Origin of the sequence: uncultured Rhodoblastus sp. (genome assembly GCF_903903185.1) — a bacterium.
Lineage (GTDB): Bacteria > Pseudomonadota > Alphaproteobacteria > Rhizobiales > Beijerinckiaceae > Rhodoblastus.
Genome location: NZ_CAIUXT010000109.1, coordinates 1 through 11,936, shown reverse-complemented (window position 1 = coordinate 11,936; position 11,936 = coordinate 1). Strand labels below are relative to the sequence as shown.

13 protein-coding genes are annotated in these 11,936 nt (G+C 56.1%); 3 read left to right on the top strand and 10 right to left on the bottom strand.

The window, feature by feature from the left end:
* The 10 genes from QZY01_RS09835 to QZY01_RS09790 form a co-directional block, all read right to left on the bottom strand.
* Positions 1-555 (bottom strand): tyrosine-type recombinase/integrase (locus QZY01_RS09835; RefSeq protein WP_294536461.1); only part of this gene is annotated, 555 nt, incomplete at its 3' end.
* Between the two features lie 256 nt (positions 556-811).
* Positions 812-1,033, bottom strand: a complete 222-nt coding sequence (locus tag QZY01_RS09830) for a hypothetical protein (protein WP_294536459.1) — start codon at positions 1,031-1,033, stop codon at positions 812-814.
* An 87-nt stretch (positions 1,034-1,120) separates the two neighbouring features.
* On the bottom strand, positions 1,121-1,537 hold the full coding sequence (locus QZY01_RS09825) for a hypothetical protein (protein ID WP_294536458.1): 417 nt from the start codon (positions 1,535-1,537) through the stop codon (positions 1,121-1,123).
* Between the two features lie 278 nt (positions 1,538-1,815).
* On the bottom strand, positions 1,816-2,634 hold the full coding sequence (locus QZY01_RS09820) for a hypothetical protein (protein ID WP_294536456.1): 819 nt from the start codon (positions 2,632-2,634) through the stop codon (positions 1,816-1,818).
* A gap of 553 nt (positions 2,635-3,187) precedes the next feature.
* Complete coding sequence (locus tag QZY01_RS09815) at positions 3,188-3,367, bottom strand: hypothetical protein (RefSeq protein ID WP_294536454.1); 180 nt, start codon at positions 3,365-3,367, stop codon at positions 3,188-3,190.
* 8 nt (positions 3,368-3,375) lie between these two features.
* Positions 3,376-3,705 (bottom strand): hypothetical protein, encoded by a 330-nt coding sequence (locus QZY01_RS09810; protein WP_294536452.1) that lies wholly within the window; start codon positions 3,703-3,705, stop codon positions 3,376-3,378.
* A gap of 221 nt (positions 3,706-3,926) precedes the next feature.
* A complete protein-coding gene (locus QZY01_RS09805) occupies positions 3,927-4,769 on the bottom strand; it encodes a class I SAM-dependent methyltransferase (RefSeq protein ID WP_294536450.1) in 843 nt (280 codons plus the stop codon).
* A 563-nt stretch (positions 4,770-5,332) separates the two neighbouring features.
* Entirely contained in the window at positions 5,333-7,894 is a 2,562-nt protein-coding gene (locus QZY01_RS09800) for a hypothetical protein (RefSeq protein ID WP_294536449.1), read from the bottom strand.
* Positions 7,895-8,012: 118 nt separating this feature from the next.
* The gene (locus tag QZY01_RS09795; protein WP_294536447.1) at positions 8,013-8,300 is read right to left on the bottom strand and encodes a hypothetical protein; all 288 of its coding nucleotides are present in this window, start codon (positions 8,298-8,300) and stop codon (positions 8,013-8,015) included.
* Entirely contained in the window at positions 8,297-8,572 is a 276-nt protein-coding gene (locus QZY01_RS09790) for a hypothetical protein (RefSeq protein WP_294536445.1), read from the bottom strand. Before QZY01_RS09790 ends, QZY01_RS09795 begins: the two co-directional genes overlap by 4 nt.
* A gap of 897 nt (positions 8,573-9,469) precedes the next feature.
* Between QZY01_RS09790 and QZY01_RS09785 the strand changes: the two genes are divergently transcribed.
* The 3 genes from QZY01_RS09785 to QZY01_RS09775 all read left to right on the top strand — a co-directional run bounded on the left by QZY01_RS09785 (position 9,470) and on the right by QZY01_RS09775 (position 11,735).
* Positions 9,470-10,408, top strand: a complete 939-nt coding sequence (locus QZY01_RS09785; RefSeq protein ID WP_294536463.1) for an IS1595 family transposase — start codon at positions 9,470-9,472, stop codon at positions 10,406-10,408.
* Positions 10,409-11,076: 668 nt separating this feature from the next.
* The gene (locus QZY01_RS09780; protein WP_294536443.1) at positions 11,077-11,325 is read left to right on the top strand and encodes a type II toxin-antitoxin system VapB family antitoxin; all 249 of its coding nucleotides are present in this window, start codon (positions 11,077-11,079) and stop codon (positions 11,323-11,325) included.
* 5 nt (positions 11,326-11,330) lie between these two features.
* Positions 11,331-11,735: a type II toxin-antitoxin system VapC family toxin gene (locus QZY01_RS09775; RefSeq protein ID WP_294536441.1), complete on the top strand. Its 405-nt coding sequence runs from the start codon at positions 11,331-11,333 to the stop codon at positions 11,733-11,735.
* The last annotated feature ends 201 nt before the right edge of the window (positions 11,736-11,936 follow it).

Here is an 11,936-nt window from a genome sequence, read left to right as displayed (position 1 = left end):
TTTCCACCATTGCCGCAGCAGGTCGAGGATCTCGGGCGGAAGCATCACATTCCGGTCCTTGCGGCCTTTCGACTGGACGATGCGAATGATCATCTGCTCACTGTCGATGTCGCAGGCTCGCAGCCGCATCACTTCGCTGGCGCGCAACCCGCAACCATACGCGAGCGTCAGCATCGCGCGCGCCTTGAGGCTTGTCGCCATGGTCAGGACACGCTTAACCTCCTCGGGGCTCAATACCGGCGGCAGCTTCTGCGGCTCCTTGATGTGCCAGATCTCGGCCGCCAGATCGTGGCGACGCAGCGTGACGCGGAACAGGAAGCGCACACCAGTCATGATCCGATTACGGTTGCAGATGCTGGCTCCATCCTCGACGAGGTGCAGCTGGAAGCGGCGCACTTCGTCGGGCGTCGCGGTGTCGGGCGAGCGTTTGAGCCAGGCGGCGAACCGCTTGCAGCTCTGGATGTGGCTGCGCTGCGTGTGCGGGTTGAGCTTGCGCGCAGCCATGTCTTCGATCATGCGCTGACGCAGCGGACTGACAGTGTTGGTCGCGCTCATACGGCGATCCTTCCTGAGTGAGGTTGACGACCCTCAATCTCAGGACGGGACTGCCCGTCGCGCCATATGCTATCGGCCTGCTACTCGCCCTTTCGGTTCACGCCCCGCGCAGCGGGCCGGAGCGGAGCGACTTCGTGCTTTGGCGCAAAGCCGACGTACCGTCATAGTCTGCAGTTTTGGAGATAGCAGACGTACGTATGCTCGCGCCTGGAGTCGGGACGGCGGGCGCTTTCGTCTTTGAAGCACACGTTCTCATTCAAGTGTCGGATGTCCAAGACGGAGAATTTGACCACATCTCCTGGCGCGCACGTGTCAATCGAAGAATCGTTTGCTGTGCCTCAAAAACCGCAGATGCGACCTCGACCAGATCGAACTCGATGACGCCTTCATCAACGGATTCGAGAATAGAAAGCGCGCGTTCAAGCCGCGCGCAGATTTTTCTTGCCATCACAGTAGCAATCGGAATGGGTTCAGACATTTTCAAAGACTCCAATAGGAAAACACGCCAGGTTTTTGGCGCCAATTCGATCCGCGGGCGACGCAGAACATCCGCCCGCGAACGGCTTTAGGCGATGATCCATTTCTCCAGCCACTCAGGCAGTGGCGTGGGCTTCAGTCGGAAGACATCGGCGCAAATTGACGCCCGTGCCATGACAGGCAGCAATTCGTGAGAGGAAACGACGGGGGCAGGATTGCTCAACGCCACGCATTTCACGCGAAGCTCGTCTTCATCGCGGGCCGGAATCATCGCGATCAGCGCGCGGATTTCGTCAATTGCGTAGCGAAAACCGATTTTAGTTTCCGGATCAAAATGAATACTTTGACCCTCGTGATATTGGCGTAACATTAAGAGTTCGGTCATCAGTTCCTGCAATCCCCGCTGTCGTCGGCTCGACCATTGAAATCGCGCTTTGGTCTCGTCATTGATGTCCATACGGCTGAAAGGATGATGGCGCTTGAAGTATTCATCGTCGTTTTTCATTCTATGTTCCTTTTCGATATTTACAGTTTCATTGATTTTTTCACCTGAGACGGCACTCGAACTTCATTTTTGGTCGTCGGCTCATTCGTCTTGTTTTTTGGGGTTGACGGGTCGCCTCCCTGGAAAATTGTTTCGTTGACGAGTCAGGCCGACGGCGCCGCAAGGCATTACGGCGGATTTGGTAGTCGGACGGACTTTTGGCTTCATTGAATACTGTTGTTGGTCAACGATCTCGACGTGGCTGCTACTCGTCTAGCCAATAAAAGGCGATGCGGCGATTAGTCCTGCAGTCCAAGGAATTCAAGGACAAGCCTCTCGATTACGGTGACGAGGCGCGCGCCATCCTGACGGGGACGAAAAATATAAAGCTCCTCGGCTGGACTTGGCTCTTCGACGCCGCCGCAAACATAAGTTGTGAAACGTTCGGCCCTCGCCGATTTGAAGCCAAGGTGAGCCAAATGAAGCTGGCCTTCGGGCGTTTTGATCCAAGCCGACAGTGAAACGTTTTCCAATTTCAGATGCAGTCGATCTTCGAAATCTTCGAACGTCATTCCCGAAGGCAATCGGATTGCGATGGCGCGCGGTTCAACTTTCACCGGCGAAAGCGCAGAGGGCGCCGGTGCGCACGGCAACTGGACCGGCACGTAATTGTCAAACCCGGGCTCCTGACGGAGAAAGCCATCCGCAGCGCAAGCGAGGCTTCCGTAAGCGTCTTGTGAAAACTCGTTGATCCTCGTTCGGATGTCGAGGGCCTCCGTCGCGCCAATTTTACGCAGGGGAAGGTCCAAAACAGATGCGAGATTCCGCAACCCTGGGCATCCGGCACCATACGCACGAACCAGAAGCCCAGGGATAAACCGATCTCGAAAAGCCTGGCTCGCAAAGATTGTCGGCGAAACCGGTTTCAGGTTTTCGCCGCCGACCATCGGCCAAATGGTCGGAACGTGGCCAAAAACCGCTCCGGAAGTTTCGTTTTTTTGGGACGTGTCCGCCGCCGCAGGTATCGCGTCAAGTTTTTTGAGGATTTGGCACAAAGCGTCCGCCAGCGCGAGGCGGTCGACAGGATCGTTTAGGTCCATTTTTTCGATGTCGAGCATTTTTTCTTCCTTTTTTAGTCTTGAAAATGAGCGAGAGATTTAGGGACGGCGTGAAACGCTCACAGACTTCCAGCCGACAAAATCATCGAACCCCAGCCGCCCAGTTTTTGGACGGCGGTCACGGCGCGTTGATTTCGAGGACGCGTCCCGCGCCAGAAGCGGAACGGTCATTAAATTTTCGATTGAGGGGATGGGCGCTCCGCGCTGATCAACGTGTTTTCGAACGAAATCGAAATCGAAAATGTGTTTTATTGCTTAGTTTTTCATATTAAAATGATAACTTAATTCATAGTTTGATTATTGCATCTCTATATATTTATTTTTTCGGGGTTGCACTTACTGAAGATCCACATTTTACAGGGGATATCCCTCTTTTAAAATATGAATTCGCTCCGGCTACCCTTAAAGCGGCCGGGACAACGTCAATCCGCTAATTATTGGAAAAAGCCCATCGCTTGTTTTGAGAGGCTGGTGGTTCGATCCTGATCACGAAGAGGCGAGCCGCCCTCGCCATTTTTTCGCTCGTGTCGCCAGCGCCAGCGCAAGCCATGCGTTAGACTCCGACATGGCGCATCTCGCTTGCGGTGAAGGGCGCGCCAATTCTTTCCAGCACCTTGCTGACGCTTTCACGCGCGCCGTTGCGCAGTTTCCCACCGCGCCGGGCGTCAGGGATACCGTCGGAAAACCGAAAGCCTTCAAGAACCCGAAATAGAAGATCGATCAGGGCGCGCATGGGCGCGCTCAGTGACTCGCGAGCCGACCATGTTTCTCGGAAAAAAGAGTCGGGCGATTGTGAGCCTCATCGACGTCGCCGCTGGCCGCATAGCGATTTTGCGAGTCGGGCTGTCTGAAATGGTCCCGGGCGTCGTTCTCCGCCAGAGCGTTGACGATCTCGCCGAGATCGGGGGTGGTGACGTCGCAAGGTCCTACGCCTCGCGCGACGAAATGGGGCGAAATGAATCGAAGCACCTGACGTCGGCGCTTCGTTCCTTTCTCGATCACCACGCGCCAGCGCGCATTGGCATCTTCTATTTTTTTTTGGGGGTTGAGTTGAGTCATCTTATCAATCATGCCTCTCCCCTTGCGAAATTTATGAACCCTGTCATGACCGATGCTATCGCCACGACGGCGAAAATGGAATCGGCTCAGCCTGACTTTTCACAAGGTCTGCAACAAATCTGCACAGCTGTATTCGAGCTCAAAATCAGGAGGTTTTGGGAGACTGCCGTCAGTAGCGCTGGCCGCGATACGCCGCGAGGCTCTGGTCCTCGCCCCACGTCTTGGCGGTGAAATCATCCAGCGCCATCGCGCACTCCATTTCCTCTTGGTTTGCGCGCGGTCGCCAAAACATAGTCGAAAGCGCTGTAGACGGTGCGGGCATCGAAATTGAGCAGTAGGCGATAAGGCAACTGGCCGGCCGGCGGAAGCCTGGCGAACAGCGCGGCGTCCTCAGCCAGCGCGCAGTGCCAACCGGGGAAGACATGCTCTCCGATAGGCGTCACATCCACTGTCGCGAAGCCGGCCGCATTCAGCTTCGCGACATAAGGCGCTCGCTGGTCGGCATTGGCCGCGGGCACCGCGAATTTCTGCGCGAACTGGGACCAGGCGAAATCCTGCACCCGCCGGCGGAGCGCCTCGGGTTCGGGCGCCGCACGAATCACATCGGCTAGCACTAGCCGCCCGCCCGGCCGCAGCACGCGAAAAGCCTCGGCGAGGAAATCGGCGCGGGTGTGGAAATGGAAGGCGCATTCCACGGCGGTGACGATGTCACAGCATGCATCCGGCAGCGGCATCGCGGTGGCGGATCCCTCGGTGAGCGTGACGCGATCCGCCATGCCCCGCCGCTGCAAACGCTGGCGGGCTAGGCGCACCTGCACCGGTGTCACGTTCAGCCCGGTGATGTGGCGTGGCGCGAAACGTTCGATCCACAGCATGTCCTGATCGGCAAAGCCGAAGCCCACATCCACGACATCGTCATTCGGCCCCATCGCCGCCGCCTCGGCCACCAGCGTGGCCAAGGCGGCACAGGCTTCGTCAATGGTCCGCGCGGTCTTCCAGTAGCCAAGATTGAGGTACAGGCCATTGGCCGTAAAGGCGCGTGTCGCCAGCAGGCCGTATAGCTCCGGCGCCGCCAAGCGTTGGAATGGCGCGTATGCCCAGGCTGCGAAACGGGCCGCATCCCATAGGCTTGACCGGAGGCCAGTGGCGCCAGGTTTGTTTTCTGCCTTCGGAGCTGCTTGTGTGTGATGTTCCAAAGGGTGGGCGCCGCGCGGGGTTCGGGGGAAATGGTGTCTAGTACTATTCTGCGCGAAGACGCAAGGAGCCGCAAATCGGAGCGAACTTGCCGACGGGGCTATTTCCGATTTCGAAGGGAAACTGGACTTGGAACATTTTTCCGGTCCTGACCTGCGAAACGGGGGCGCTGAAATTCGTTCGAATGCTGCGACATGCACGTCATGGTATGCTCTAAAATGCTTCACACGTCAGGAAATGCTCAAAATATTTTCACTCAGAGGCATTATAACCAATTGAAATAATTATATTTTTAAAAATAATCGTCATGGTATACTCGGGTGGGTCTTCTATAGTAATAATGTTCACCGAATTTCGGCTTCGGCTCAAGCTCAAGGCAGATTTTCCGACCGCCCGGAACGATCAGCGGCCGCGCCACCTGAAGGCGCCGCGACCGCTCGCTTGATTATTCCGACAGCGAGTCCTTCCGGTTTTGCAGCACGTTCCGGACGGTTCGAGATCTGTCGGCGGGGAGGTAGCGCGCGTAGTGCTTTGTCACCGTTTCGACGCTATCGGCGATGGCGTCGGCGGCGATTCCGAAGCTTCCAGTCTGCTTGAGCATTCCCGTGCACAAGACGCCCCGCATCCAGTGGATCGAGGTCATCTGCGTCCCCTCAATGCCGGTGCGCGTCTCCGCATTCCACAGGATATAGACTCCGTACACGCGCTGGACCGCCTGGACCACGCCGGGCTCATCGAGATCAGAGCCATCCTTGCCGATGAAAAACGACTTGGATATGCGCCCCTTCAGCAACAGCGGACGGCTGACATTGCGCCATTCCACGAGCAGATCATAGAGACCGTCATGATCGAGCAGATCGATGTCCAGATCGTAGACTTTCCTGTCATGGCGGAAAAAAGAACTCCTACGATTTTTCATCTTGCGGTTATCCAGGTGGAGATGCCAAACGCCATCGCGGAGGGACAGATCATCCAGTTCCAAACCGGCGATATTTTTTCGACGCAGCGCGCACTGTGCCTGGATCAGCCACATGACGGCGTCGCGCACGGCCAGGTGGTACGCCCAGGAATTCTTGTCCAGGTAGGCGAGTTCCTCCTTCAGGCCGGCTGCGCCGAGATCAAAGGCCACCAACGGGTCACGGAGTTCGAGGATCGCCCGGATCGCCGCGTGTTCATTCTCGACGTCGACCTCGCGCTTCGTTGTGGCGCAAAGATCGTCATACCGCTTATAGACGAGCTGGCAAAACGCCTTCCAGTCCTGTTGCGCGAGGTCGCAATCGTCGGGTGAGATCAACCACTCGTCGGATCCTTCCCTTTTCACGGGCCGCAGCTTGGCCGCCATCTTGGGCTGCTGGGTCAGCCAGCCATAGTCGGGATGCACCAGATTTCGCGCGACGAGCAGCAACGCGAAATCATTGTTGGTGATCCTCAGCCGGCCAATTTTCTTCGCGCGGCGGATTTTGCGGTGATCGAGGAAGTGATGCAGCAGTTCAGGAAAAAGGAACAGGACGAAGCTCAGTTCCCCCTCGGTCAAGCGGCATAGCTGATTGTATTGCGACGCCAGGAAACCGAAAAAGCGTCCGAGTTCGGGTTCGCGAATTCCCACTGTGCCGAAGCTCCACACCGACCAATCCGGCGAGCGGTTGATGCCATATGGCGGATTGGGATCGGTGCGGAACGTGAGGAAGGCGTCGCATTCGCGCCTAAGTTGCCGGGGCCAGCGTGACGAATGATCCGCGTCTTCGGGAAGGATCGGCAACGAGCGAACCTCCGGCTGGAAAGCGAACTCCGGTTTGCGGTCGGTCTCGTCGCTATCGTCCGCATTGGCTTCGGTAACCTCGGGGACAGCCTCGTCCTTTTCTCCAATCTTGCGCGGCGATTGCGGGCGTTGGCGAAGCGGACAGCGATCTGCCAGAGCGCCGGCGGGAAGCTGGAAAAAGTCCTCCAACTTCGCCACGGCAAACCGCGTCGTTGGGCCGGGGTAGCTGGTTCCATCGGCCCAGCCACGCAAAACCATGGGTTTCAAGCCGACGCTGCGCGCGATCGTTGCATTCGGCACACCCACGCGGACGATGATGGCATACAGGGCTTGGTCAAACGTCGGCGGCAGATTGCCGACCAGTTCGCAGATTTCGAACGCCTCCTTGAGCCGCTTGATCGCCGAAACAAGCTTGCGCTGAGTGTCGTCGGCCTGGAAATGCTCCAGCGCCTGCTCGATCGCAGCGACCGTCGCCACTTCCGTATCCGTCATGAAAGAGCGCACCTTGCCGGCCGCCCAGCGAAGGTTCGCGGCCTCGGCATTGATCTGCTTCTGCGTTTTGTTTTGGCGGCCCATCTTCAGTTCGCATTCGCGAACGGCCGCTGCCTCAACTTCATCCATCGTGACCGGGCCTGAGGCCTTGGAGACGTCGATCTCCTCCAGGCCGACCTCAGCGACGAAGTCAAGGATGGCTTGGCGATAGGGCATTTTCGGATTGTTCAGGACACCTTGGCCGAGGCCGATCCGGCGCTCGATCGCCGCGAAGTCCGGAAGCGAGGGATCGATATAGGAGCGCGGGACGCGGTTTTTTCCTTCGCGAATTTCAACCTTCCACTTTTCCAGACGCGGCAAAACGGGTTCTCGAACCTTGCGCGGCGGCCGCACCGCAGGCGTCAATTTGACCTCCGCCGCCAGATCGTTGATCATCTTCATGCACTTGGCGTTTTTCGCGAGACCCAGCCGGCTGCAGGGGATCATCTTCGCGATGGCATTTAAATAAGGCGTTCCGGGCTTGCGCGGATCCCCGGGCAACGGCGTGGGGTCGATTTTGTATCTCGCGACGAAAACCTTAACCTTTTTTTCGAGCCTCTCCTGCTTCCCGCCGGCCCGCTTGCGCAAGTCATCTAAGTATTCTGTTTCGATGGGCTTCGACAATGCGGCGACGCTGGCCAATACAGTCGCTGACACGGTCACGTTGGATTCGGCTTCGAGGCTCTGAGATTTTATCGTGCTGTTTTCGTTTTCCATTTTATGTTCCTCTGGAGTTCTTTCGAGTTTGGACGTGTGTCATCGTTCACGCAGATCGCTCGGCGCGTGATTGTGCTTTGTTTCGTAATTGCCGAAGTGCGGCGGTTAATCCGCTTTATTAATTCGGCGGCGCGCGCGGCATTCGCTGACTGCTCTTAAAATCGATCATAACTACATGGAGTGTGCTCATCTTATTTTCCGGGGTTGCACTTTTTTTATTTTTTATTTTTGCCCCACTGAAACTGACGTAAACGATATCTCCGCTGGAGGTCGCAATCTTGATTTTGGGGATCGTCGACAGGACAGGCGCGACCGATTCAGACTGCGGCTCCTCGAAAGTCGCCGTGGCGGACTTAATAAAACCCGCCGCAGCGGCAATAAGTACAAGGCTGGAAAGGCGGGTCATTTGGCGCCTCCTGCCGGCCCGATCGGGGGGCAGGAGCCGAGAAAGTCCTCCAGATCGATGACCCGGACACGCCTCGAACCGCGGATTTTGATGACGCGGAGGCGGCCGGCCCCGATTTCGATGTAAAGCGACGAGAGTGAAATGCAGGCCGCCGCTGCGGCCTCGCGAAGGGTAATCGCCAAGGGCGGGATCGGCGGGCGCTGCGTTCCATCGGAGCCTGGCGCGCCTCCATTTTTCGCCTTGTGGCGACGGGTTTTTCCGGTACTGCTCATACTATTGTCCCTCAAGGGCGAAGGACTCTTGGACAACAGAGCAACTTATGCCCTGCCGCGCGAACGTCATCGCCGGTTGCTGTCAGTCGAGGTGCAAGATGGATGAGATGGAACCCAGAGCGGAGATAGACGGCTCAGGCTTGTAAGATATCAAAAGCGCCTTGCTCGATATTTTTAGAGCAATCTAATCTGCGCAGATGAACTTTATCATGGCCCTATCCGCCTGTCAAATCGAATCCTATTTTTTAAGAAAGCATCGTAGTTGATTTTGACGGGCATGAACTGCCAGTTCCTCCGGAGGAATCGTTCAATTCGAAGGTTATGAGACCGAAGGAGGATTTGACTTCACAGAGAGATTTTCGAAAATAAGCGCTAAAATGGTGAGAATTTCCCATATTTCATCTGAACTTGCTTCCCGGAGACGTCGCAGAGGAGAAACGGTCCTGGAGGGGAAACGAGCCCGGGCGGGAGATAGTTTTCGCGGAACCGCTCAACCCAACGATTTGGCCGTCAAAGTGGGTTTCGTCCTCATAGCGATCTTATTCCTCCGGAGGAATTGTTCATTCACTGATGTTTTAGCTGGCCGGAGATATCCCGATGACGACGGCGAATTCGGCGTAGCTGAAAACCTCCCTTGTTTAGCCGGGGTGATAATAGCAAGCGTGAACGGGGATAGGCTTCTCTGAAAATCCTCCCGAGTAATTGTCTAATACGGAGTTATGAAATCGGAAGGAGATGAATTGAGCTGGCAAGGAGGTTTGCGATAGCAACCGCTAAAATCGTGATAATTTCCCATGCATGTGATTAAATTGGTGACTTATCCCGTTGGCTCAGGTCGGCCTATAGGTAGTGATCGGCGGCCTTGACGGCACGGCAATTGGTTCCTATTTTGTTCCCATGTCGAGCCGCTGGAAAAATGATCGCCCCATGTCTAGAACCGCCTTCGCCGAGCGGTTTCCAGACGACGCGGCCTGCGCCGGCCATCTCTTCGAAAAACGCTGGCCGAACGGCTTCATCTGCCCGAAATGCCAAGGCGCCAAAGCCTGGGCCCTCGACTCCAAGCCATTCACCTTCGAATGTGCTGGTTGCGGCCGCCAGACGTCCGTCACCGCCGGCACGATCTTTCATCGGAGCCACGTCTCGCTGCTGACCTGGTTCCAGGCGATTTACGCGATCGCCAGTCATTCCAATGGCATTTCGGCGCTGCAACTCCAGACGCAGCTCGGACTCGGCTCCTATAAGACCGCCTGGCTGATGCTTCAGAAATTGCGCCGCGCCATGGTCGATCCCGACCGGAGCTTCTTGGAAGATATCGTCGAGGTCGACGAAAGCGATATCCCCTACCGCACCAAAGCTGATCCCGTCGCCGGCGGTCAAGGCCGCAGCGCCATCGGCAAATTGCACATCATCGGCGCGATTGAGCTTTCGCCCGAAGGCCAGCCGCGCCGTATCCGCCTCGCGCTGCTGGAAAATTTCTCCGCGACCAGTATCGGCGCCTTCGTCGCTGCGGTCGTCACGCCGGGCGCGACAGTCCTCAGTGACGGCTTTTCTGGCTACAAGAGCCTGAAAGGCTACAACCACCAGCCGAAGGTCGTCGGCAAAATGGCGGCGCACATCGTGATGCCGTGGATACATCGCGTCTTCGCCAATTTCAAACGATGGGCGCTCGGCACATATCACGGCGTTCGCAAGCCGCATCTGCATCGCTACCTTGATGAATTCGTCTTCCGTTGGAATCGGCGGCGGCACATGAAATCGTCGTTCGATACGCTGCTCGATATTTCCGCCCACCTGCCGCACGCGGCATATCGTGACTTCGTTAATCAAATTGCCTAATTAAATCTAACCATACCGTTGTTTTTATAGAAGTTGTTCTCTTTAACCCCAAAAATTCATTTATTTCCTGTCAAGCCTATATCTGCTATCTTGAAGTGAAGAACATAATCCAAGTTTCCGCCTAATAAGCGGGAAGACGGACACGGCTTAACGCCGTGCCCGTCCAGTCCGGAAGACTGTTACGAACGGGTCCGAGCCTTTAAGTAGGCTCGGACCCTGCCTCACTAATGAGGTCGGGGCTTTGAACACCCGGTCGCACCCGGAATGGGCGGTTAATAACCACCCACGGTTCATAACAAGGCCGCAGGACTCGCCGCAGAGGACCGCGACGCCGAGCTTTGAGTTTTTTCATAAGAAGAATCCTCGACTGGAAAGTTAGCTCTGGAAAATCCAGAACCCCCAAGGCTCCTTGACCCCGGGTCAGTAGCGGGGCAAAGGAGCAAGGATTACTTCGAATTCATCATACTCAAGCTCAAGACGCACATTAACCTGTGCGTCTTAACAAAATCAATGTTGGGCGCCCTCACCGGCCTAAACACTATCCCCTAGTCAACCAACAGCCTCATTGGAGCACCGCCAAGCGGGCTTCAACACGCATGGATAATCCGCCGCTTGCTATACAATCAAGCGCCATTTTGCTATACAATTTTCTAAAATGGAGAACGGCAATGGCCTTAAGTATTCGCAACCGAGACGCTGATCGCCTAGCTCGCCGCCTTGCCGAAATCGACAAAGTCAGCGTCACCAAAGCAGTCGTCACCGCACTAGAAGAGGCCATAAAAGCTCGCCTCGCGGCCGAAACACCACGCGAAACAGCTCGCCGCATTCTCGAAAAACACGGACTGGCCTTTCCGAAAAACCGACAACCAGTCCCTCCAGAAGCCTTTCACGATCTCGATCACGATCTCGCCGGTTAATGCCAATGTTCATCGACGCCTGCGCCATCGTCTCCATTATCGCGGGAGAAGAATCCGCCATCGCTTATGAACGCGAACTGGCAACCAAATCCGAAGCATTCACCTCTCCAATGGCGGCCTGGGAAGCCATTATTGTTCTTTCCAGGCCAGACCAATTAAACTGCCTTTACCATCAGGCAGAACAAGTCGTCGTCGAATGGCTCGCCGCACGAAATATAGCTTTGCGAGACTCTACCACACCCTCTCGAATTCTGACGTACGCTGTTGCCGTCGCGGAACGACATGGAATCGGCAAGCGAGCGCTCAGTAATTGCGATTGCTTTCACTACGCCTACGCAAAAGCTGCGGGATCTTCGCTACTCACGCTCGACAAACTGCTCCGCGAAACTGACGTTGAACACGCGCCATAAGCGCTTACGATCCGCGATCACCTCAAATTTTTGCGGCACCACATACTAAATATTGAGCAACCTGAACCAAGGGGATAAGCCACTTAAATTGAGCTAGCCCATCTTATTCATGACGGCTTTTTTTTGAGGCTGGCGGGCGTGGCGCAATGCGCTGATATCGCGTAGGATTCGGTTGCTTACACCCACCCTTTCGCGCTTTCG

Excerpts from the sequence above, each read along its gene's own strand:
- QZY01_RS09815 (WP_294536454.1), bottom strand. The coding sequence starts at position 3,367 with ATGCGCGCCCTGATCGATCTTCTATTTCGGGTTCTTGAAGGCTTTCGG.
- QZY01_RS09795 (WP_294536447.1), bottom strand. The coding sequence starts at position 8,300 with ATGACCCGCCTTTCCAGCCTTGTACTTATTGCCGCTGCGGCGGGTTTT.
- QZY01_RS09775 (WP_294536441.1), top strand. The coding sequence starts at position 11,331 with ATGTTCATCGACGCCTGCGCCATCGTCTCCATTATCGCGGGAGAAGAA.
- QZY01_RS09790 (WP_294536445.1), bottom strand. The coding sequence starts at position 8,572 with ATGAGCAGTACCGGAAAAACCCGTCGCCACAAGGCGAAAAATGGAGGC.
- QZY01_RS09825 (WP_294536458.1), bottom strand. The coding sequence starts at position 1,537 with ATGAAAAACGACGATGAATACTTCAAGCGCCATCATCCTTTCAGCCGT.
- QZY01_RS09800 (WP_294536449.1), bottom strand. The coding sequence starts at position 7,894 with ATGGAAAACGAAAACAGCACGATAAAATCTCAGAGCCTCGAAGCCGAA.
- QZY01_RS09820 (WP_294536456.1), bottom strand. The coding sequence starts at position 2,634 with ATGCTCGACATCGAAAAAATGGACCTAAACGATCCTGTCGACCGCCTC.
- QZY01_RS09780 (WP_294536443.1), top strand. The coding sequence starts at position 11,077 with ATGGCCTTAAGTATTCGCAACCGAGACGCTGATCGCCTAGCTCGCCGC.
- QZY01_RS09785 (WP_294536463.1), top strand. The coding sequence starts at position 9,470 with ATGTCGAGCCGCTGGAAAAATGATCGCCCCATGTCTAGAACCGCCTTC.
- QZY01_RS09810 (WP_294536452.1), bottom strand. The coding sequence starts at position 3,705 with ATGATTGATAAGATGACTCAACTCAACCCCCAAAAAAAAATAGAAGAT.
- QZY01_RS09830 (WP_294536459.1), bottom strand. The coding sequence starts at position 1,033 with ATGTCTGAACCCATTCCGATTGCTACTGTGATGGCAAGAAAAATCTGC.